At 28.8% G+C, this 23,637-nt stretch carries 19 protein-coding genes; 7 read left to right on the top strand and 12 right to left on the bottom strand.

Annotated features, from left to right (window positions below):
• Positions 1–7: 7 nt before the first annotated feature.
• From ACZ5SO_RS14840 to ACZ5SO_RS14830, 3 genes are all read right to left on the bottom strand, one after another.
• Complete coding sequence (locus ACZ5SO_RS14840; RefSeq protein ID WP_464625672.1) at positions 8–796, bottom strand: inositol monophosphatase family protein; 789 nt, start codon at positions 794–796, stop codon at positions 8–10.
• A 1-nt stretch (position 797) separates the two neighbouring features.
• Complete coding sequence (locus ACZ5SO_RS14835) at positions 798–4,259, bottom strand: hypothetical protein (RefSeq protein WP_464625670.1); 3,462 nt, start codon at positions 4,257–4,259, stop codon at positions 798–800.
• Between the two features lie 75 nt (positions 4,260–4,334).
• Entirely contained in the window at positions 4,335–5,492 is a 1,158-nt protein-coding gene (locus tag ACZ5SO_RS14830; protein WP_464625668.1) for an MFS transporter, read from the bottom strand.
• A gap of 192 nt (positions 5,493–5,684) precedes the next feature.
• Here ACZ5SO_RS14830 and udk point away from each other — a divergent pair, with 192 nt between their 5' ends.
• Entirely contained in the window at positions 5,685–6,311 is a 627-nt protein-coding gene (udk, locus tag ACZ5SO_RS14825; RefSeq protein ID WP_464625666.1) for a uridine kinase, read from the top strand.
• Between the two features lie 48 nt (positions 6,312–6,359).
• On the opposite strand, the gene ACZ5SO_RS14820 is transcribed toward udk, so the two are convergent.
• The 3 genes from ACZ5SO_RS14820 to argH all read right to left on the bottom strand — a co-directional run bounded on the left by ACZ5SO_RS14820 (position 6,360) and on the right by argH (position 10,432).
• Complete coding sequence (locus ACZ5SO_RS14820) at positions 6,360–7,553, bottom strand: pyridoxal phosphate-dependent aminotransferase (protein ID WP_464625665.1); 1,194 nt, start codon at positions 7,551–7,553, stop codon at positions 6,360–6,362.
• 156 nt (positions 7,554–7,709) lie between these two features.
• Positions 7,710–8,990: a ribose-phosphate diphosphokinase gene (prs, locus tag ACZ5SO_RS14815; RefSeq protein ID WP_464625663.1), complete on the bottom strand. Its 1,281-nt coding sequence runs from the start codon at positions 8,988–8,990 to the stop codon at positions 7,710–7,712.
• A gap of 71 nt (positions 8,991–9,061) precedes the next feature.
• Complete coding sequence (gene argH, locus ACZ5SO_RS14810) at positions 9,062–10,432, bottom strand: argininosuccinate lyase (protein WP_464625661.1); 1,371 nt, start codon at positions 10,430–10,432, stop codon at positions 9,062–9,064.
• Between the two features lie 83 nt (positions 10,433–10,515).
• Between argH and ACZ5SO_RS14805 the strand changes: the two genes are divergently transcribed.
• Entirely contained in the window at positions 10,516–11,487 is a 972-nt protein-coding gene (locus ACZ5SO_RS14805; RefSeq protein WP_464625659.1) for a hypothetical protein, read from the top strand.
• Here the strand turns inward: ACZ5SO_RS14805 and ACZ5SO_RS14800 are convergent.
• A complete protein-coding gene (locus tag ACZ5SO_RS14800; RefSeq protein WP_464625658.1) occupies positions 11,484–12,467 on the bottom strand; it encodes an FAD:protein FMN transferase in 984 nt (327 codons plus the stop codon). The two genes, ACZ5SO_RS14805 and ACZ5SO_RS14800, sit on opposite strands and share 4 nt — an antisense overlap.
• A 311-nt stretch (positions 12,468–12,778) precedes the next feature.
• On the opposite strand from ACZ5SO_RS14800, the gene ACZ5SO_RS14795 reads away from it, so the two are divergent.
• Positions 12,779–14,134: a sensor domain-containing diguanylate cyclase gene (locus ACZ5SO_RS14795; RefSeq protein WP_464625656.1), complete on the top strand. Its 1,356-nt coding sequence runs from the start codon at positions 12,779–12,781 to the stop codon at positions 14,132–14,134.
• Positions 14,135–14,193: 59 nt separating this feature from the next.
• Here the strand turns inward: ACZ5SO_RS14795 and ACZ5SO_RS14790 are convergent, their stop codons facing one another.
• The gene (locus ACZ5SO_RS14790) at positions 14,194–14,616 is read right to left on the bottom strand and encodes a single-stranded DNA-binding protein (RefSeq protein WP_464625654.1); all 423 of its coding nucleotides are present in this window, start codon (positions 14,614–14,616) and stop codon (positions 14,194–14,196) included.
• A gap of 225 nt (positions 14,617–14,841) precedes the next feature.
• Here ACZ5SO_RS14790 and pyrH point away from each other — a divergent pair, with 225 nt between their 5' ends.
• Positions 14,842–15,534 carry a UMP kinase gene (pyrH, locus tag ACZ5SO_RS14785; protein ID WP_464625652.1) on the top strand — a complete coding sequence of 231 codons (693 nt, stop codon included), beginning with the start codon at positions 14,842–14,844 and terminating at the stop codon, positions 15,532–15,534.
• A 6-nt stretch (positions 15,535–15,540) separates the two neighbouring features.
• Here pyrH and ACZ5SO_RS14780 read toward each other — a convergent pair whose 3' ends face one another.
• A complete protein-coding gene (locus ACZ5SO_RS14780) occupies positions 15,541–16,032 on the bottom strand; it encodes a GNAT family N-acetyltransferase (protein ID WP_464625650.1) in 492 nt (163 codons plus the stop codon).
• Between the two features lies 1 nt (position 16,033).
• On the bottom strand, positions 16,034–17,002 hold the full coding sequence (locus ACZ5SO_RS14775; protein ID WP_464625648.1) for a radical SAM protein: 969 nt from the start codon (positions 17,000–17,002) through the stop codon (positions 16,034–16,036).
• Positions 17,003–17,160: 158 nt separating this feature from the next.
• On the opposite strand from ACZ5SO_RS14775, the gene ACZ5SO_RS14770 reads away from it, so the two are divergent.
• Entirely contained in the window at positions 17,161–18,600 is a 1,440-nt protein-coding gene (locus ACZ5SO_RS14770) for a patatin-like phospholipase family protein (RefSeq protein WP_464625646.1), read from the top strand.
• Complete coding sequence (locus ACZ5SO_RS14765) at positions 18,601–19,005, top strand: hypothetical protein (RefSeq protein WP_464625644.1); 405 nt, start codon at positions 18,601–18,603, stop codon at positions 19,003–19,005.
• On the opposite strand, the gene ACZ5SO_RS14760 is transcribed toward ACZ5SO_RS14765, so the two are convergent.
• Positions 18,998–19,828, bottom strand: coding sequence for a pyridoxamine kinase (locus ACZ5SO_RS14760; RefSeq protein WP_464625642.1), 831 nt, complete (start codon positions 19,826–19,828; stop codon positions 18,998–19,000). The genes ACZ5SO_RS14765 and ACZ5SO_RS14760 overlap by 8 nt on opposite strands.
• A gap of 181 nt (positions 19,829–20,009) precedes the next feature.
• Between ACZ5SO_RS14760 and ACZ5SO_RS14755 the strand changes: the two genes are divergently transcribed.
• On the top strand, positions 20,010–21,887 hold the full coding sequence (locus ACZ5SO_RS14755; RefSeq protein WP_464625640.1) for a phosphoglucomutase: 1,878 nt from the start codon (positions 20,010–20,012) through the stop codon (positions 21,885–21,887).
• Between the two features lie 367 nt (positions 21,888–22,254).
• On the opposite strand, the gene ACZ5SO_RS14750 is transcribed toward ACZ5SO_RS14755, so the two are convergent.
• A complete protein-coding gene (locus tag ACZ5SO_RS14750) occupies positions 22,255–23,556 on the bottom strand; it encodes a hexokinase family protein (protein WP_464625638.1) in 1,302 nt (433 codons plus the stop codon).
• Positions 23,557–23,637: the final 81 nt, after the last annotated feature.

The following is a 23,637-nucleotide window of genomic DNA, read 5'->3' as shown; positions in this document are numbered from 1 at the left end:
CTCATATTTATTTTTTTAATATTTCTTCTTCAAACCAATTATGTAGTTTTCCATTTGTCGCTAGTATATCAAAATGTTTATTTTTATTCTCATAATCTATACCAATTGCTGAAAATTTTCCACCAGCTTCTTCTAAAATGATTTTACCTGCTGCTATATCATAATAGCCTAAACCTAACTCATAATACCCATCTAAATATCCACAAGCGATATATGACAACTCTAAAGCACATGAACCAAAAGATCTTAAATCACTTGAATTCACTCCTATTTTTATCATATTTTCTACATATAGATTATATTTTTCTTTAATTCTATGTGGGGGAACACAAACATTAATAGCTTGGTCTATACTACTAACAGTGGAAACTTGAATTTTCATATTATTTTTAAATGCCCCATACCCTTTAGCAGCATAAAACAATTCATTTAAACAAGGAGCATATATTACACCTAAAAGAGGGTGATTAAATTCTTTTTCATAAGCTATACTAATAGCCCATGTTGGTAAATTTCTAAAATAGTTTGTAGTTCCATCAATTGGGTCTACAACCCATCTTCCATTACCAAATTGCTCCTCGCCTTCTTCTCCATAAAAACCATCATCCTTAAAAGCTTCATGCAATTTAGAATATATATATTTTTCTGTTTCTTTGTCTGCTGTAGTTACAAAATCATTTAAACTTTTTTGAGAAATTGTAAAATCTTGATTATCTCTTTTTAATAGTGCAAAATCTCCAGCTTCCTTTGCAATAACTTTTGCAAATTCTAATCTCTTCTCTAATTCTTTATCCATTTTAACCTTTTTTTAATCTATTTCCTGTTGATATAACAAACTTCCAATCTACTGAGTCAAAATCATCTTTCTTTAATTCTATTTGTTTAGCATCAACCAAATTATCATCATTATCATATCTTAAAATCAGAGCATTCCACTTTTCTTTGTTTTGTGAATACATAACTGCTCCTAAATTAGTCTTTCTCTCCCATAGTTTTAATTTATCATTTTGCCCTGTGGCCAAAACTAAGGTTAAATCATAACCTGGAATAGTAAACATTTTTTCCTTTTTATCTTGTCTCTGTTTTTGCAAGGTCTTATCAATTAGATAGTCTATTCCTTCTAATAAATCTCTATCCTCTGCTTTGCATATTTCAAAAAATGTATTGTCTTCATTTTCTAATATATTTAAAATTTCTATTACTCTTTTAGGCCAAATTTCTGTTATTGAAGGAATTTCAGTTTCTATAATCCTATTTTCATTTATAGCATTATATTCTTTTAAATCAACTTTAATAACTTCCTTGTCAATATATTTTTCTTCAATCGAAGCATCAGAATTAGACCTAGATTGCATCTCTGTATTATTATTAAAAGTTTCTTTATCGTCAAAGTCTTGTGTATCTTCAAAGTCTTGTGTATCGTCTAAAGCTTGTGTATCGTCAAAGTCTTGTGTATCTTCAAAGTCTTGTGTATCTTCAAAGTCTTGTGTATCGTCAAAGTCTTGTGTATCGTCAAAGTCTTGTGTATCGTCAAAGTCTTGTGTATCGTCAAAAGCTTGTGTATCGTCAAAAGCTTGTGTATCGTCAAAAGCTTGTGTATCGTCAAAAGCTTGTGTATCGTCAAAAAGCTCTTCATTTTCATCATCTAAAAAAGAGCCATAATTTTCTAGGTCACTATCATCTGAGTCAATTTTGGCTAACTCTTCTTGATAAGATTCAATGAAGGTTGGGGTAATTTTAGGTTTTTTTAATATTTCTTTATCTTGAGGGATAAATTCTTCCTCTTTTGCTAGTGGATCTTTTCCACTTGCTACATTATTTAAAACATCAAAAAAGGAAAATCCTTTTTTGGGGTTTTCTTCAACTTGCTTTTTAGTATCCTTATTATGTTCTTCCTTTTCTATTATTTCTTCTTCTTTCTTATCTTCATCTTTTCCAAGAGGATCTTTACCCTTAGCTACATTATTTAGTAAATCAAAAAAGGAAAAGCTACTACTGCTTTCTGCTTTTTCTTGAGCTTTTTTCTCAGCTTCCTCTTCTTCTCTAGCAATTTCATCCATTAAATCATCTTCATCAAAGTCATCATCAATTTCTTTTGTTTCAAGGGTAGAATCTACATTAGTTAATTCAACAATATCATCTAAATTAACTTCATCTATTTCACTATTTTCTTTAACTTCACCTGAATATTTTTTATTTGAAAAAGTGTCTTCAAGAGAATCTGTTACTAGATTATAGTCATTAGGATCTTCATCTATATCAATTTTAGGATTTCTTTGACTAGTACTGTTTTCAATTTCAGCTTCCTCTTTAGCTATTTCATCCATTAAATCATCTTCATCAAAGTCATCATCAATTTCTTTTGTTTCAAGGGTGGAATCTACATTAGTTAATTCAACAATATCATCTGTATTCTCATCTTCTATGTCATTATTCTCTTCAATGTCACTTGAATATGTTTTATCTGAAAAAGTAGCTTCAAGAGAATCTTCTACATTTTCATAAGAGGTAATATCTTCATTTTGAACAAAGTTTTTATCCTCTTCTAAAAGTTCATCTTCATCAAAATCAAAGATGGATTCTTCTATGTTTTCAATTTCATCTTCCTCTTTAGCTATTTCATCCATTAGATCATCTTCATCAAAATCGAAATTATCGCTATGTATTTCAATATTAGAATCTTTAATCAAGTTAATCTCATCAGTTTCATCCATTAAATCATCTTCATCAAAGGTTTTTTCAATATTATTAAATTGTAATTCAAAATTTTTTGGAGTTTTTACCTCAGTTCTATCATTATGGTGTTCATCTTTTTCATTAATAGAATCTAGTTTGAAAATCAATTTCTTAAAATCTATAATTTTAGCAAAATCATTCATAAGAGTTACAACATATGATAATTTGACTTTATAAACATTATTAATTTCTTCTATACTCTCACTTCTATTATCTTCAACAACAACTATAATTGGATCGCTAATTTCATCAAAATATTTTGTACAATCTCTATTAGCTATAATAGCTTTATTTAAGGCTTCTATATCTTTAATTGGATTAACAGGAATCACATAACCATGAGCTGAAGGAACTTGCATATACACTTTTTGATTATCTTTCTCAAAAAAAGTTGTAAAGGTTGTATCTTTATACTTAAAATTTAAAGTATAAGCTAATTTACTAAATACCCCTGCAAAAATAGAGAAAGGTAACATAGCTCTTTTTCTCTTTTCATTTTCTTCCCAATAGTCTTTATATGATGGATTAGCTCTTAATATAACTTTTTTTATTGCATGATATGCTTTGTCACTAGCAAACATGCCATCAAAAATATAGGATTTATTATTTATTTTTACAAATAAGGAATCATCCACTCCTGCACTTTCTTTTAACCAACAATAATCTTCTACTTTAACACTACCTGCTTCTATGGAGAGAAGGTCTATATCTTTTTGAGATAGTTTTGTTAATTTCTTTGCATCAAATAAATCAAAGCCTTCACTTTTCCCTCTTATATTGTCAAACCAATCTTGCCAGTTTTCTTCTTTTAGTATTAATTTCAATAAATCTTTATTTTCGAGTGTATAACCCTTTTCTCTATATTCTTTAATCTTACTCTCTGTTTTATTAGAAAATAGCTCAACATCTTCATTTAATAGATCCATTGCTTTATATCCATTATATGTTAGGGCTTTAACGGCTTCTAATAAACCATCTAAATCTGTATCAAATGTATTTGATATCTCAGGAGCAAATGGTAATAATAAACATTTTAATTCAAGTATTTTATCATTTAAGTTCTCTAAGCTAGTTGGTAATGGTTTGATATAATTGTGGAATATAGACTGCATTTGAGTGCGATATGAAGGATCTAAAGCTTTTTGTAATACTAAATTATCTAAGTATTTTATAGTATGAATTTCTAATTGTGCATATAATTTCTTTAACTTGTTTCTATCAAAAGTTGAGATGTCTTGGTTAGATGAAAACTCATTAGGATTAGAAGCAACCCATTTAATAAGGAACCTCATTAATCCAAATACACTGCTTTGTAAATCTAATCGTGTTTTATTTTTTTTAATTATTTCATCTACATAAATTGCAATAACTTTTAGTGTAATTAATGGATCATAGTTTTCAATATTTTTTAAAATTGAATAAATATCTGATTCAATTAAGCGTGTTGCATCTTTTAAATTTTTTTCAATTTTATCTTTTGCTATATTAACTTTTTCTAAATCCCATCTACCATTATTGCTCATATTTATCTATACTCCTGCTTCAAACAAATTATAACATTTTTTTTATTCAATACAACTATCTAAAAGTAATTTACATTACATATTAAGAACTAGTTCTTCATTTAAAGTTTTATGAAATATAATACCTATTAGAACCGCAAATAAGCTAAGTAAACCGTATGTAATAAATAAAGTATTAAATCCATAATTAGAAACTATTACCCCGCCAACAGAAGATCCTATAACTGTGGGTAATCCTGTTGCTAAAGCATAATATAAACTAATTCCAACTCCCCTCTTATCGATCCTAACATGTTGGTTTATAAATTTTATTGAAGCAACATGAAAAGCCCCATAACATAAACAATGAAGGGATTGAGCAATTAAGAGGAATTTAACTCCTGGAAAAAAAGCATAAATGAATAATCTTACAAATACTGCAAATATTCCTAATAATAATAGATTTACAGATTTAATTTTATGATTTTGTAAAAGATAGCCACTATATATCATCACAAAAAATTCAGTAATTGCAGCAACTAAATTTAATGTAGTTAAATCTGTGTAGCCAACAACTTGAATTGAATAAAGAGATATAAAGGAAAAAATACCTGCCATTGAAATACGGCTTAATCCCATTATTATAAGACCAATAATTAAACCTTTATTATACCATTGGTTGTCTTCTTTTTTATTTGACTTTGGTAATGGTATTTCAATCTTTTCTTCTCTTGGAACGAAAAACATTAGAATGACAGATATAAAACTAATTACAAGTAACCAAAATCCTATACTCTTATTTGAATCTACAACAGGTTTTTTCATTAAAGATAGAAGTGCAGATATTACTACATATCCTAAAGTCCCAGCACTTCTTATTTTAGTATATTTGGAACTATCCCCTTGAATTGACATGTTTACTATTGAATCTAGTAAGGGAGCAATAGATCTGAAAAAGAATCCTGTTAATATTAATAAAAGAAAAACTATTAAAAGTGAATTTACAAAAGCTAAAGCATAAAAGAATAAACTACTAGCTATTAATGAAAAAATAGTCAGTGGTTTATACCATCCCTTTTTCGTTGCTAAATAACCAACTACCAAAGGCCCTAATATCCCGATACCTTCAAAACAAGCTTGAAAAATGCCTACAGCTTTAAATCCATAACCTAAATTACTAAGTACAACTTGAAGGTATGGATTTATTATTACAAAGGTTGAATTAACAAAGAAAAATGCAAGATAGTAAATCATAAATGCATTGTATGCATAAGTCAAAATTTTAACAACAATTATTATTTTATTTTTGTTAAATTATTTTATATTCTTTGCTCTCAGATTAATTTATTACTTCTTATCTAAATTATAATTCTTATCTTTATATTTACTTTTGAATCTGATAGAGTTATTCTTAATAAAACAACTTACCTTAATAAGGATTAATTAATGGACGTTAAAATTATAGGGATTACTGGAGGTTCTGGCTCTGGTAAATCTACAATTGTAAGAAAAATAAGTGAAGTTTGTTCAGATTTCGTTTTTATCCCTCAAGATAATTATTATAAAAGTGCGACTTTTATAAATAACGAAAATATTACAGCTTTTAATTTTGATCATCCGGATGCTTTCGATATGGATTTATTATATACTCATTTGGCAAAACTTAAAAAAGGTGAACCTATCGAAATGCCAGAATATGATTTTGTTCATCATCAAAGAAAAGAAGAGACTCTTACCGTTCAACCTAAAAGTTTAGTAATTATCGAAGGCTTAATGGTTCTATACGATAAAGCTATTCGTGATTTGTTAGACCTAAAACTTTATGTTGATACTCCAGACGATATTAGATTCATCAGAAGACTTAAAAGAGATATCGCAGAAAGAGGCAGAACAGCTGAAAGTGTTATAAACCAATACTTAGAAGTAGTTAGACCTGGTTTTTATAATTTCATAGCACCTACTATGAAATATGCTGATTTAATTATTCCTGAAGGTGGGCATAATGAAATTGCACTATCTGTTTTAATTCCTTTTATCCATTCTTTAACTACTGAAGATGATAAATTCTTTTAATTTAAAAAAGCTGTTACCTATTAAATAACAGCTTTTTTATTTATTAATTTAAAGATATTTTTCTTTATAAGCTTTTAAACCTTTATCTAAACAGATTAAAGCTCTCTCTAAATCATTAGTGTTTAAAACATATGCAATTCGAGCTTGCTTCTTACCAATTACTGGGGTTACGTAAAAATCCTCAGCAGGAGCTATCATAACTGTCTCGTTCTCATAACTAAATTCATCAAGCATAAAAATAGCAAATTTCTCAGCATCATCAACTGGAAGTTGAGCTACCAAATAAAAAGCACCTTTTGGTTTTGAGTAAACCACACCATCAATTTTAGCTAAACCATCACTTAAAAAATCTCTTCTCTTTTTATACTCTTCTTTTACATCTTTAAGATAGGTTGGTGAAGTTTTTAAAGCTGCTATTGCTGCAACTTGTTCTATATCTGGAGGACAAAGTCTAGCTTGTGATAATTTTAATATATTAGCTTTAAACTCTTCATTCTTTGTAACAACAGCTCCAATTCTTGAACCACACATACTAAATCTCTTAGAAAATGAATCAATACATACGATTCTATCTTCATAGCCTTTATATGATAAAACGCTAGAAAAATCATCTTCATAACAAAACTCTCTGTAAACCTCATCAACTATTAAAAATATATCATGTTTTTTACAAAGTTCTAAAATAGATATCATCTCTTCACTTGTGTAAATATGTCCAGTTGGATTATTAGGTGAACAAAGTAAAATTGCTCCAGTTTTTCTAGTTATTCTTTTCTCAAATTCCTCAATTGGAGGAAGAGAAAAAGCATCTTCTATCCTACTAGTAATCGGAACAAGATCAACCATTGCTGTTCTTGCAAAGCTTGTTACATTCGTGTAGTACGGTTCTGGGATAATTATTTCATCATATGGATCACATAAAGTCATAAAAGCAAATTGTAAAGCTTCAGATCCTCCGGTAGTGATTAGAACATCCTCTACATTTATATCAACCCCTATATTCTTATAATATTCAACTAGGCTCTCTCTAAGTTCATAAAGGCCTTCACTTGGTCCATATGGAATATTTGGCTTTGAATAATTTCTAACTGCATCTAAAGCTTCTTTAGGTGTTTTAATATCAGGTTGCCCTATATTTAGATGATGAACTTTTATCCCTTTTTTTGTGGCCGCAACAGCATATGGAGATAATCTTCTAATTGGTGAACATTGAAATCCGGATATTCTGTGGGACATTTGCATAAAGGGCTCCTTAATAATTCTTAGTTTTATATTAATTTATTTAGTTTTGGTGTATGAAATATATAATAAAATACTACAAAACTCAATAATTAAATTATTTTCATATCAAAAAAGACCCAAAGTTTTAATTTGGGTCTTTAAATAAAGTAAAATAAATTACTTGTCTTTTCTAACACCCTTTTCACTAAAGGCGCCAGAGGCTTGTTGTGAATCGATTAATTTCTGTATGAATTTTCTATTATCCAATAATGGGCTAATAGATCTACCGTGGTGTAAGCGGCTTATAGTTCGAGCAAATAATTCAGTTATATCGGCTTGTACGAACCAAGGTTTATCTAATAAATCATGTCCATGTGTAACAGAATTTGTTCCAATGATTCTATAGAAGACACCTTCTTTATAAGCTTTATCGAAATTCTCTATACCACCACCATTGAAAAAAGGAAGAGAGATCATACAAATTATTTGTTTTGCACCTTTCTTCATTAATTCTCTCATAGCAGTAATCATTGTTCCACCAGTAGCAATCATATCATCAGCCATGAGAACAGTCTTACCTTCAACATCACCTAATAAATTAATGTTTTTAATATTAGTGTGATTTGCATCTGTACTTACTATAGAATAATCTCTTTCTTTATATAAAACAGCTAACGGCCTATGGAGAGATTGGGCGTAGAACTTGTTTCTAGAAATAGCTCCTGTATCAGGGGATACAACTACGATATCAGGATCACTTAAATCGATTAATCTACTTAAAGCAATCAAAGTTTGGTAAGAACCATGTAAATTCTCAAGATGAGTTTTCATAAAACTATTTTCGATTTCTCTTGAGTGTATGTCTAATGTTATAATTCTTTCAACATCTAACATATCACAGATGTGAGAAAATAAACTTGCAGTTAAGGCTTCACGACTATTTTTTTTATGTTGTCTTGAATAAGGAAAAGTAGGTAGGACTAATGTAATAGATTCAGCACCAGCTAATTTTATAGCATGTATAGTTGTTAATAAAAACATTATGTGATCATTAACACTAAGTCTGATGGGTTCACTAGTACCATTTACCTTAATCAATTCCATATTAGAGACGTCATAAATAAAAAAGACTCTAAGACCTCTTACAGGATCGAGAATTTCAGCCTTCTCTTCTCCATTAGCAAATCTAGTATAGTTCGCTCTAATTGTGAAATCCGGACACTGAAATTGTGTTGGACACTTCCTTCTAGGAATTTTCTTACTATTCATGTCATCTATTAAGGTGACCATCTGTAAGATCTGTTCCTCACTCATATCATGTCGCTTAGCAAGTGCACCAGATAATTTATCATATCGCTCTTTGTATAATCTGCGCAAATGCTTTACGACCTTGCTTGTAAAATATTCACTACCCGGGCCAGCAATAACACCGAGTTTGTGGGGTTTAATGATGCTCATAACTTTAGAATACTATAATTAGTAAGTATTTTTCAATTCCAAATAAGAATAATTTGTCATATTATTTTTACTTATATATTTACTACTTCAATTTCCCTATCACAAAGAGCTTTATAAGCTTTTTTGTACTTATTTAATAATTTTTCATTTGTCTCAAGCAATAGTTTTACTTCATTAAAATTTTCTTGCAAACATAAATTATTAGTTGTTCCAATACTGCTTCTATTTTTTATAGTTTCATATGGATCATATTTTTTAACATCGTCTAAATTTAGGCCGACTGATTTATAGGTATCTCTGAAGTTTTCACCTCTTTTTACTCTCTCTAATACTTCATCAGTTGCATATAAATCACTTACACATGCCTTAACAAGAGCATCCTCATGAACTTCAACTTTATCTATCATTTTTCCAATAATAGCAACTAATGACCAAGTAGCCTTACTTCCAACTAATAAAGGTTCTTTTGTATCTTGGAAATCTCTATTATATCCTGAAGGTAATGATCTAATAATTGACTTTACTCTAAAGGAAGTACTACTTACTACAGCAGATCTACTTCTAGCTAGTTCTAGGCCATCAGGATTTTTTTTCTGTGGCATAATTGAACTTCCTGTACAAAGTTGTTTTGGAAGAGAAAAATAACCAAATTCAGGCAAAGTGAATAAAATTAAATCTTGAGCTAATTTACTGCAAGTTAGAGCTACATAATCGCACAAATCTAATAGCATAGCTTCAAATTTACCTCTACTATTATTTGCATATAAAACATTTTTCTGAACTTTTGCAAAACCCATTTGTTTAGCAGTAAACTCTCTATCTAAATCTAAAGGAACTCCATATGAAGCGGCAGAGCCTAGTGGAGATTGATCTAAAATTGAAATAAAATCATTAATTCTCTTTGCTTGGTCTAAAAATTCTTCTGCAAATGATGAGGCCCAAAGTCCTACTGAAGATGGCATGGCAATTTGCATATGAGTTCTTCCTGGCATAGGAATATCTTTATATTTTTCACTAAAGTTAAGTAAAGCCTTAGCTAATTTGGCACTTTCACTTGAAAGTTTAACACTAAATTCTCTCATCCAAAGCCTTAAAGCAGTTTGTACTTGATCATTTCTACTTCTGCCAGTATGTATTTTCTTACCAACTTCTCCATAAGTCTCTGTTAAATAACTCTCAATTGCAGTATGACAATCTTCATTTTCTTTTGTAATTTTAAAGTTGTCATTTTCTTTTAACTCTATAATTTCTCTCAAGCCTTTTTCTAAAGTCTTAAGTTCTTCATCATCTAATATGTTAATTTTATTTAAACCTCTAGCATGTGCTATTGAAGCGAGGGTATCACTAATTACTAAATCTTGATCTAATAAATAATCATTAGAAACGGTGAAATCTTCCATCAATGAATCTAAAGAGTATTCTTTTTGCCACAATTTTGCCATAATTAATCCTTTATTTTTTTTCTTTGAGTTTAAAGAGTTTTCTTTTTTGGGGCAATATATATTTTTTCTTAATATATAAATATATGAAAAAAAAATTAAAGTTTCTATTTCTTTTTACTATTTCATTATGGACTTGTATCTCTTGTGAATCAAGGCTAATCAATACTTTTAATCTAATTGGAGAAATTGATAGTACCCCTCCAAAACTTGAATATATTGAAAGCAATACCCCTTACTCTGTCGAAATAGTATTTGATGAAATTTTAAACGATAAATCTACAGTTGAATTAATCTTTAATAATGAACAGGTTTCAAATTATAGTGTTAGAAAAAATGTTATAACTTACTATCTTAAAGATCCTTTAACTCCTGGGGTAAAAAATACTATTGAAATTAAAGTTGAAGATTTAAATGGAAATTCTACTTTGGTTAATTCCTTTGTTTATACAAAAAACAATGAAATGGCTAATGTTTTAATAAGTGAAGTATCAACTAAAGGAACTAGTAAAAAATGCGACAAGGTCGAATTAGTAGTAACTAAAAGTGGTTCTTTAGCTGGAATAGTTATAGCTGATGGATTTAATGATAATTATTCAGATAGATGTATCTTGCCTGATGTTTATGCTTATGAAGGAGAATTTATCGTTATTTCTTTTCAAAATGTCGAAACAGATTGTTATATAAGTGAAAATAAAGCTGGCTTAAGTTCTAATAATGGATGTGTCCTTGTTTTAAATTCCCCATCTTATAATAGTGAGGTCATGGATTGTTTAATATATTCAAACCAAAAAAGCGAAAATAGTGAAGGTTTTGCTAATGAAAATACTTTAAAAACTGCAAAAAAATTAGCAAATCTCGGAATGTGGGAAAACACTTACCCACTTTCAAATGCCGCAGTTGACTCTTCATTTGAAACTTCAACTAGAACAATAAATAGAAGATTCAAAGATAATCTATATTTCATTGATACTAACACTAATGAAGATTTTTATATTACAGTCACAGGTGGTGATAGTTTTGGAAAAATGAATAATGAAGAAGAATATAATACTTAATTATCTATTAACTTAAATTCTATATTAAAACCATCAGATGTAACTATTGATCCATCTTCTAAAAGTAATAATGCATTATATCCTTCATAATTTTTCATAAACTCTATAGCTTGAGAGGAGCCTAAAAGAAAACAAGTTGTAGATAAACTATCACAAATTAGAGAACTCTCTCCAATTATTGTTGAACTTATAATATCACTTTCACAAGGATATAAAGTTTCTGGATCTAATATATGATGATATTTAACACCATCTTGATAAAAAAAACGCTCATAAGTCCCAGAGGTTACTATTGATGAATCTTTAACTTTAACTACACTATAAATATTATCTACATCATCTGGGTCTTGTAATCCTATACTCCAAGGTGTATTTTTATCCTTTTCTCCTATTACTAATACATTACCACCTAAATTGATAATTGCTTTATCTATGTTTTCACTCTCAAGATATGATTTAAGTTTATCAGCTGCATAACCTTTTCCTAATGCACCAAAATCCACTTCCATATCGTTTGGAATTTCTATACTTAAATCAGCTTCATTTAATTTTATTTGATTATAATCAATATTAACATTTGTCAATTCTTCTTCACTTGGAACTCTTGGATTATCTCCCCCTATATCCCATAAACTTATTACTTCCCCCATTGCAATATTAAACTTTCCATTACTTTGTTTTGCTAAAGATATAGCAAATTTAAATAAATCAAATACTTCTTGATTTACTTGAACATATTTATCTCTATTTAGAATACTGATATAACTATCACTTCTAGTTCTACTAAGCTCTTTTTCAACATCACTTAGGATTTGAAAACAATTATTGTAAATTTGTGAAGAGACATCACTCTCTAATTGAATCGAACAAACAGTACCTAACGCTATTTGTGTTTGAGTCTCTAAAGATTTTTCTTTACTACAACTTGTAAAAATTAATAAAGGAACTAAGAAATATAAAATTTTGATTTTTTTTAACACTGACATATACTTATCAAGGTAATAAATATTGCAAATCAAACTGTATTTTGACATTAGAAAAATAAAATATTTATTACTATTCATCTCCTATTATTATAAGCAATTTATAATTTAATATTAAAAATAATATAATAATTATCTCAAAAAAATAACAATTTTCCAAAAAAATATAATTAAAATACATAAAAAAATGAAAAAAATTTGATATTTTTCTTCAAAATGGGATGTTTTTAACCATTGTTATTGCTAAATGATATTTAAATGCATATATTGAATTATAGAGATATATATTATCTTATAAGGATTACCAGATGAGAATAACAAAAAAAGTATTCAAAGATTTAGCGATTTTTATGATAGGATTTGGATTGGTGATTGGAATAATATTCCCATTTTTTGTAATTGCAACAGGTGTTCCTAAAAATTATATCATGACTCCACTTTTCATTTTCCTTTGTATATTTGCAGGAATTATTGTTGGGACTATAAATATATTGCTAGCTAAAAATATTGTAGGAAAAAGATTAAATTTACTAGCTAGTAAAATGACATACGTAAAAGATAAACTACAAACTCAAATGTCCTCTGCTGAACTAGCTGAAAATTGTGAAAAAAATTGTATTATAAAAGTTGATTCAGAAGATGTGATAGGTCAAAGTGCCCAAGCTTTCAATGATTTAGTACATACACTATCTAGTTCTATGAAAAATGAGCAAGCTATTAAAGAATTTAATGAAATGCTTTCAAGTCAACTTGAGATTAAACAATTAGCTCAAAAAGCTTTAGATCAAATTAATAGCTTTATGGGATCTCAAGCTGGAGCTATTTTATATGAACAAGGTGGAGAACTTTTTATTGCTTCATCTATGAATATTAAAAATAGTGATAAGCTAGTTAATAATGATGCTATTTGGACAGCTATGAAATTAAAAACTGGCCAAAAATTTCAATTAAATAAAGAAATAAAAATTGATGCACCACTTGTTGATTTCTATCCAGTTGAAACAATTATTGAACCATTATTATATAAAAATTTACCAATAGGGGTTCTAATAATTTCATCATCCTCTAAATTTGATAAAGAAAAAGAATATGCTTTTGAAATGTTTTTACGAGGGCTTGCTCTTTCATTTAGAAATGCAATTACATATGAACAACTACAAAAACTTGCAGCAAATGATCCTCTGACAAGTTTATATAATAGAAGATTTGGTATGGTTAGATTGACAGAAGAGTTCTCAAGAGCTATAAGAAATAATCTTCCAATTGGCATAATCATGTTTGATATAGATCATTTTAAAGTAGTTAATGATACTTATGGACATACAGTTGGTGATAGAGTTTTAGTCAATGTTTCAAAAATATCTAGAATGGCAATACGTGAAGGAGATTTTCTTATCAGATATGGTGGAGAAGAATTCCTTGTTATATTGCCAGGGGCATCTAAAGAAGACACCCATTTTGTAGCCGAAAGAGTAAGGCACATGGTAGAAGATAGCTCTATTAAACATGGCGATCAACAAATTAAAATTACAATTAGTGCCGGATATTCTTCATATCCAGAAAACGATGTTCCAGATGAAAATAGATTAGTAACTATAGCTGATAAAGCTCTCTACACAGCTAAAGAATCTGGAAGAAATAAAGTTGTAGCTTTTAATGACTAAAAATCATTAAATATTACTAAATTACTAATGCATCAAGTTCTACCTTGATGCATTACTTTTTAAAAAGGCTCAACCATACTAATTCCAAGAGAAGTATTAATATCTCCAGAATTTAACTCATCTGCATTAATCGAGGCTTTTTTACCCTCACTTTTGAATTCTACACTATCTGCTTTAATATAAATTTTTGATTTTTTAACTTTATCTTTACTCTCCCATCTATTCTGCTTTAATCTACCTTTAACACGAATTTTACTACCTTTACTTAAATATTGATTACAAGCTTTAGCTGCCCCATTCCATACCTCGATATCAAAATAGCCAACTTCCTGAACATAGGAGTCATCTTTACCTTTATAAGAAGAATTGACCGCAATTGTTAAAGTACTTACGCAACTATTATTGTTAAAATCTCTAAATACAGGATCTTTAGTTAATCTACCTTCAATAATAATAAAATTTAAATCATCGAATACACTCATATTTCCATCCTTTATAACTAAACTTTAATATCTATTATTAGATTTTATTATTATTTGCTTTAAATTTTTATTTTATTTTGTATCTCGATTAACCTCAAATTAAATACTCATTTAAAAAAGAAGAAAAATATAAATCTTTTTTAACTTTACTCTTTTATTTTTTACTGTAGTTGTTTATAAAATGAGAGGATGTTAATATAAGAACAGATTAAGGAGATATATTAAATGAGTAATTTAGCTGTATTATCACTTGGAGGCTCAATAATTGCGCCAGATAAAGTAGATATTGATTTTTTAAGTAAATTTAACAAAGCCATTAGAGAATATTTAAATGAAGATAAAAACAACAAATTAATACTAGTTTGTGGTGGAGGTGCTCCAGCTAGAGTCTACCAAGATGCCTATAGACAAATAGCCTTAGACAAAGACAGTAATATACAAGATTGGATTGGAATTAAAGCAACTCACCTAAATGCTCAATTAGTATATTCAATATTTAATGATTTGTGCTCTGATGAAGTAATTACAGATCCAACTTCAGATATTAAATTCACAAACCAAGTTTTAGTTGCAGCAGGCTGGAAACCTGGATTTTCAACAGATACAGATGCTGTCTTCTTAGCTAAGAGATTTCATGGCAAGTTAATAGTTAATCTTTCAAATATTGCAAAAGTATATACAGCAGATCCCAAAATAGACAAAAATGCTAAGCCTTTAGATTCAATCACCTGGGATGATTTTAGAAAAATGGTTGGCAATGAATGGATTCCTGGTAAAAACTGTCCATTCGATCCAATTGCTAGCAAAGGCGCACAAGAAGATCAAATGAAAGTAATTTGTGCAGATGGTAGAAATATCGAAAATACCATGAATATTTTAAGAGGAAAAGAGTTTTACGGAACTACGATAGGTGAATAAATTTCACTATAGAATTAGTTCATATGAAAGTGCTAAAGTATGATCAGTGTAATTTTGATCCACTAATCCTACTCTTTTAAAACCACAACTTTCAATTAAAGATTGCATATTAAGATTCTTAACATGGGTGTCAATTCTAACATTTGCACCCTGTTTTATTGCTTCATCTATAGCTAGATTTAACAACTTTCTTCCAAGTCCAGACCTTTTAGATATGACGCGGTGAACAGAAAAATATTTGCCAGGTGTCCAAAAGTCATACTCCTCATAAAGAGGATCTTTCCCTTTTACTAAAGCCATCATGCCAACTATTTCATCCTGTTCTAAAACCACGATTAATTGATTATTATCAACATCTTCTTTAAGTATATCTGCAGTAGGATAGCCCATGCTCCATTGAGGATTATTTCTTTTCAACATTAATTGATTAGCAAAATATGCTAAGTCCAAACATTCATCAATATCAACATAAGTTGCTTTTCTAAAAATATAATCCATCTTAACTCCTGCTATTTTTTAAATCTATATAATATTCTAAAGGGTCACAAAAACTATCTGGGAAGGGTTTATCTAATTTAAAGTCAGGAATCCATTCAATATTATCTTCAATCTCTTGAACAAAGCCATTTTCAATATTTAAAAAATCTAAATAATCTAATAGAAGAGTATATTCTTTCTTCGTTATTTTATTAAATGTTTTATAATTTTTTGGATCTATAAATTGGACCATCAGAGATAAATAACAACTATCTTTTAAATATCTAGCATAATAATCAAGGACTTCTAAAGTAGCGTTAATTTGATTTGGAAAAACTAAATGTCTAACTAATAACCCTTTTGGAGTTGTTTTTTCATCAACCAATTCAAATTTAGGATGCCTAGATATTAAAAAATTAAAAACATTTTTAACTCTTAAAGCATATAAAGCTCTGCCACAAAAATCTGTTGCTACCTTTTCACTCAATGTCTTTAAATCAATTAAATATAAATCAATGAGGTCATCAATTAATTTCAAAGCCTCAACATCTTCATAACCACTAGAGTTATAAACAATGGGAAGAGTTAAACCGTTTTCTCTAGCTTTTTGTATGGCTAAAACAATTGAGGGTATAAAATGAGTTGGTGTAACTAAATTAATATTATTTGCACCCATTTTTTCAAGTTCTATCATCATAAAGCTTAATTCATCTATGCTGACAGGAATACCGACATTCCCATCTCTAGTAGTTTTTCCACCACTGATTTGATAATTTTGACAATATTGACAGTGTAGAGGACAGCCTGAGAAAAAAATCATACCAGATCCATTTTCTCCTGTAACAGGAGGCTCTTCTCCTCTGTGCAAACCACTAAAAGCAACGCGAACAACATCACTTTCATCGCAGATGCCTAATTGATTATTTGTTCTATCTACACCACAATGATTGGGACACAACTTACAATTTTTATAATTACTATAAATATTCATTATCAACCCTTTAATTAACCACATTAGAATTTATATAATAATTTTCAAAATTTTTATATATTTTAAGTATAAAATATTATTAATTATATTATAATACTGTCAATTTTATCTAATATGATTATTATATATAATATATATGTGAGATAAATGGAGATATAATGCTTTTACCTAGCAAAAAAAATAAAGAAAAAAAAGAACACATTGAAGAGAGATATATTTTATGTATAGATGGTGGAGGCATGAGAGGAATCATACCTGCAGTTGTTATTTCCAAACTAGCTACAGAATTAAAAGATATGAATGAAAACAAACCTTTTTATTCATTTTTTGATTTAATCTCAGGAACCTCAACTGGGGGCTTAATAGCACTTGGACTAACCACATCTCCAATGATATCAAACTTAATAAAAGAAGAGGGAGAAGATCAATTAATTACATATGAGACAAAGCCCTTATCATTTTTAGAAAGATTAAGAGGAAAAAAAGAAGAAGTTCCTAAAGATCCAAAAATAATTACAAGAGGAAGCGATTGCTCTTCTTTTATAGATTTTTACAGAATTGATGGGAAATCTATTTTTCACTCAGAAACAAGATTTTTAGGACAACTACTTAAAGATAAATATGATCCTAAATACATTGAAGGCTTTTTATCGAGAACATTTAAAGATGCTAAAATGAGCCAATGTTTAGTTCCCACAATGGTTGTCTCCTACGATACAGCACAAGGAATTCCCTTCAATTTTAAAAGTTGGGATGATAAAAATTTTACTGTAAAAGAAGCGGCTAGAGCTACAAGTGCAGCACCAACTTATTTTCCTCCAGCTATCATATACGATAAAAATGAAAACAAAAAAAGATATCTAATTGATGGTGGTATTTACGCAAATAATCCAGTTTTAGTAGCATATAGTGAAGCAAGAAAATTATATCCAAATTGTAAAAAATTCCATATATTATCACTTTCCACTGCAAGCAATGAATACTCTATGGAAGATATAGATATTAGTGGAGGATTAATGGGGTGGATTGACCCTTCAAAAGGTGCACCAATTCAAAAAATTGCATCGACAAGCCAAATGCAACTTGCTTCTTTAGTTGCAAACAATATAAGCGATGTTGATTATACTAGAATACATTACACACTAAAAGGTGATTCATTTAAATTAGATGATACATCAAGCTATGCAATAAATACATTAATAGATAGTGGAGAACAACTATATCGACAAGAAAAAGATAAATTAATAGCCTTCTTGAAAAAAATGAAAAATAGAGAAGATTTTTCTCAAGTCTTAGATATTAGTAAATTAGAGATAGAAGAGGAAATAAAGAAAACAGTTTCTCCTATAGAAATTGAGGAACAGAAAGAAAAAATAGAAGATATAATTTTAATTGAAGAAGAAAAAAAAGAAACTACACAAACTCCTAAAAGGAAATCTTTTTTCTCTAAAAAGAATGTCGAAGTTCCACCTCTAAAAATTAAAAGTGAAGAACTAACTTCTATTCTTGATGATAAAGAAGTAACAAAGACACCACAAAAAGAAAAATATCAAGAAGTATTAGATAAATACGGATTTAGTGATGAGGATTTAAAATAGATGCACCCTAAACAAATTGCCTTAGAAGACAAGTTACATAAGATGTGTATAGAAGTAGACAACCATTTAGAAGATAAATTTGGGACTATGTTTCCTCTTCATCCTAATAGGATGAAAAGAGGAAAAACCGCTAGTGCAAATTATGATGGACTTTTTTCTACTGGAGTCCAATTTTCAAGTGGTTATGGATCAAAACTGGGAAGAGGATATCTCCTTGATATTGATATAAGCACTCTTACTTGGGTAAAAAAAGAGGACAGACTCTTAATTGAAGAAGAGGCTATTTCTTTTCTAAAAACACTGCTTCCAATTTATTTTCCCGATCGAAAATTAGAAATCAAAAGAGATGGAAATTTAATTAAAATAGTTGGTGATTTTTCTCTTGGGAGTAAAGATATTAATTAAAAGTTTCTAAATATGGAATAATTGAAGTAATTGAGATGCCATGACGTCTACTATATCCTAAAGCCTTAGTATTAACTAATGCCTTTGAACAGAGAGTAGAGCAAATATCACAAGCCCTCTCAAATTGATAACCTTTAAGCAAAAGTCCAGTTAAAACACTAGCAAATAGGTCCCCAGTGCCAGGATAAGATTGTGATATTTTTTTATTATGTTGATAATGGATTGTATTATTAAAATAAGAGACTGTTGTTACAGTCGATGGGTCTTTTGTTAATAAACTTGTAATCACAATCTTTTTAGGCCCCATCTTCTCTAAACGACTAAGCATGCTCTCAACTTCAGTTTCATTATATGTTTCTTTAGGAACTTCACCTAATAATAAAGCAGCTTCAGTAGCATTTGGACAAATTACATCAGCTAGAGAAATCAAAGATTTCATCTCTTCTATTAATTTAGAGTCGATAGAAGTATAGGGATGAAGATTATCACCTAAAACAGGATCAATTATAATTAAAGGATTGTTCTTTTTTTGGGAAGCAATAACCCTTTCAACAATTTTTACTTGGTCATAACTTGCTAAAAACCCACTATATATACTATCGCAACCAATTGATTCTTTATCCCATACATCTAAAATTTTTTCTAATTCTTTTGTTAAATTTTTCATATAAAAACCCTCAAATCCATCAGATTGTGAGGATAATAAAGCTGTAGGCAAAGGTAATACTTCTACCCCTAAACATTCTAATGAAGGGATTACTACAGTTAAAGAACTTTTTGCATAACAGCAAAGGTCGTGAATAGCAATACAGTTTTTAATCATAAAATAAGATTATCAAAGAGTAGATTCAACTACAAGTAATTTTTTAAAAGTTTGCACAAAAAGACAATATTGTTTTCTATTTAGACATTTATATTGAGGTAGAAAGTATTTTAAGATATTTTTTTGTACTATAATATATTATAATAAATATAATATTTAAAAACCAACTTTAGGAGCTATTATGATTTTTAAAGATATAGTAAGTAATTTATTTATAGCTGATTCATCAGTTAATCCATTTGACGATGGTATAGTTGATAGTAAAACTCTCCAAAACAATTTATCATCTTTCATTCTATCTGCATCAGGATGGAGAAAGATTTTTGCTATTAGTAAAGATGAAGAAGATGACACTGAAGAAATTAGTTTAAATGACAAATATTTTGCTGCTTTAATTGCCCTATCTTTTGCTAAATATCTAAATTGTATAACAGATGAAGATATAAAAAACTGCAATATAGTAGATAATAAAAGAAACAAAAAAATAACAATTGCAATCGATGCTCGTCCTACAGGACCTCAAATTCTAGATATTATCAATAGAATTTTTTTAGCTTTAAATATAGATGTTGTTAATTTATATATAGCTGCTGCTCCTGAAATTATGGCTCTGTCAGCTGTAGATAAAACCATTGATGCTTTTTTATATATTTCAGCTTCACACAATCCTATTGGACATAATGGAATTAAATTTGGAAAAGAGGGAGGTGTTCTTAACAAAGAAGAATCTCAAACTCTATCAAGCTATTTCATAGATTTTGTGAAAGATGACAAAGCAATTGAATATGTAAAATATTTAATTGATAATTTAGATAAAAAGAAACTTGAAGACAATCTAAAAAAGATCGAAGAAAACAAAAAATATAGTTTAAATTCTTACAAACAATTTGCCCTATTAACTGCTAGTAAAAACACGAGTATTGAAGACTATTTAATAGATATCAAACAAAAAATTGCTAAAAAAAATATTGGAATTGTAGCAGAGTTAAACGGTAGTGCTAGAACTCTGACAATAGATAAAACCTTTTTTAATGAATTAGGTGTTAAATTCTATAGTGTAAATGATAAACCTAGGGAAGTTGTACATGCCATAGTTCCAGAAGGTGAAAACCTTGAGATGTGTAGAGAAATCCTAGAAAAGAAACATAAAGAAGATAGTGATTTTGTTTTAGGATACGTACCAGACAACGATGGAGATAGAGGTAACTTAGTATATATTAAAGAGAGCACTAAAAAAGCAGAAATCTTAAAAGCTCAAGAAGTCTTTGCACTAGTTGTAATGGCAGAATTAAGTGCCATCAGATGTACAAATCCAAATCAAAAAATGGCAATTAGCGTAAATGGACCAACATCAATGAGAATCGATGATATATGTAAAGCCTTAGATGTTGAAGTATTTAGAGCTGAAGTTGGTGAAGCTAATGTTGTTCAAAAAGCCCAAGAATTACGTGATAAAGGCTATATTGTTAGGATATTAGGTGAAGGCTCTAATGGTGGAAATATTACTTATCCAGCAAAAGTTAGAGATCCATTGAATACCTTATTAAGTATAATAAACATACTAAGTGATGAGAAAATCTTTGATTATTATAGAGAAAAGACTAATTATAAAGATAGCAAATTGACAATTGAAAATTTAATAAATAGCTTACCAGCATATATAACCACAGATGCTTTTTCACAAGAAGCTAAGTTACAAATATCAAGTGATCATGGTACTTTAAAAAATAATTATGAAAAGGAATTCTTATCCTTCTACAATGCAAACTATGAATTGCTCCAATCTAAATATTCAATTTATAGATATGAAGTAGTGCAAATGGAAGGAACAAAATGCTATTTCGGTCTAGGAGAAGAAAATAGAACTTATCCATATCGTGGTGGCTATAAAATTATTTTTAAAGATAAAGATAAAAATAATATAGCTTTCATATGGATGAGAGGGTCTGGAACAGAAGCAGTCTTTAGAATTTTAGTAGATACTAAATCAAATAACCCAAATTTATATTCATATCTTTTAGATTTACATACAACTCTTCTAAAAAAAGCAGATAAATAAGATTTTATGTACTTCCTCTTTATTTGGAGGAAGTATTTTTTTTAAGTATAATTATTTATTCCTAATTTAATATTCCCAAATCGGAATAATATTTTTAAAAGCTAAAAAACTACTATACATATGTACAATTATTAAATGTAAAGTACTTTCTAAACGAAACCAAGTGAAATAGACTACATTTGACAGTTAAATTTAGGTTTTTACTAAGTTTAAAAAAAATATAGGGGAAAAAGTGGAAAATAGCTAAAAAGAGGCTATTTAGCACAAAAATCTAAGCAAATCTGTACTTGTCTATAGAAACATAGAAAAAAAGACTTAATAAAATGAATTATTAAGCCTTTTTTATTAAAATATAAGAGAAATTAAATTAATTTACTGCGAGAGCAGCTATAGCAGCACCAATTACAGGTGAATTATCAATTCTAACAAAATCTACATAACGATTATGTTTTTCTTGTAAAAATTGTTGTAAATAATATTTAGTATATTTTTCTAAATATTCTGTTTTATAAAAAGTAGTTCCATCTGCATTAATACAAACAGGATGTAATGGATTTTTACCGTACTCAGTTTTTAAAACTGCTGAAGCTAAATTAGCTGCGGTCATTTTCCCAGCTCTTTTAATTATAGCTTCTAAGATATACCACAAATTAACAGCATCTCTATCATTATCTTGAACGCATCTCACTAGTTTATAATCTAAATTAAAAGGCATTTCTAGATAATGACTCATTTCTGTTGTATTCACATCTCCAACTTCTAAAAATTTTTCTTTAAAAGAAGAAGACAACACATTTTCTTCGATTGCTTTATGTAGAACTAAAGAACTCATTGGGCCTAAGTAGGCTCCACTTATTTTCTTTTCAAAATGATAAGTTTTAGGATCTTTTGTTTGTGATATAAATAAATCATCTATTTTACTATTAAGTTTATCGTAACTACCAGATTCGACATTAACAACCATATATTCTAAATTAGTATTTTCTAATTTTTTTATTTTTGAAGTATTTTCAAGATATGCAGTGTTTGTACCTGTTCCTAAAATAAAACCAACATACCCATCATAGTTTAAATTACCTTGGGCTCTACCAGCTAAAAGAGTTGTAACAGTGTCATTTACTACAGCGATTTTTTTATTGTTAACAGAATATCCTCTAGACTCTAATTCTTTTAATAGAGATTTACCAACCTTTTTGCCAACAACTTCTGGAGCCTTAATTTCTTTAGAGAAAACAATAGGAACGCCATCGTTATCTTCAGTTATTGTTGCAGCATAGCTAAAACAAAAGCCTATTCTATCACTTTTATCTATAATATGTTCAACTTGATCAGCAAAAACTGAGAAAAATTCTTTAGCACTAACCTCTTTATCAATTCCTGGCATAGATACTTTCTTAAAATCAGAAATTACAGGTTTCAAATCATCATCAAAAGTGACTAAGCAAGTCCTTAAATTAGTACCACCAGCATCTATTACAATTACACTTTGTCCAGGAACAATAGGAGCTCCTTCGCCAATGTAGGTTGGAATCATAGGTAAAGAACTATCATTGTCTTTTTCTAAACCTTTTTCCATTTCATTTAAAAAATCATCAACCATATTATCAAGAGAAATGGAATCTGCATTTAAACCCCATCTATCTAGAAAAGCTTTTACCTCTTTATTCAATTAAATGCCTCCGAGAAAATACTATATTTTAAACTATCATAAAAGATTATTTTATTTTATTCTACTAGATTTTATACTATT

It is taken from the genome of Pleomorphochaeta naphthae (assembly GCF_055396005.1).
Note: the sequence above shows the minus strand (reverse complement) of the source record. Positions and strands in the feature narration are given on the sequence as shown.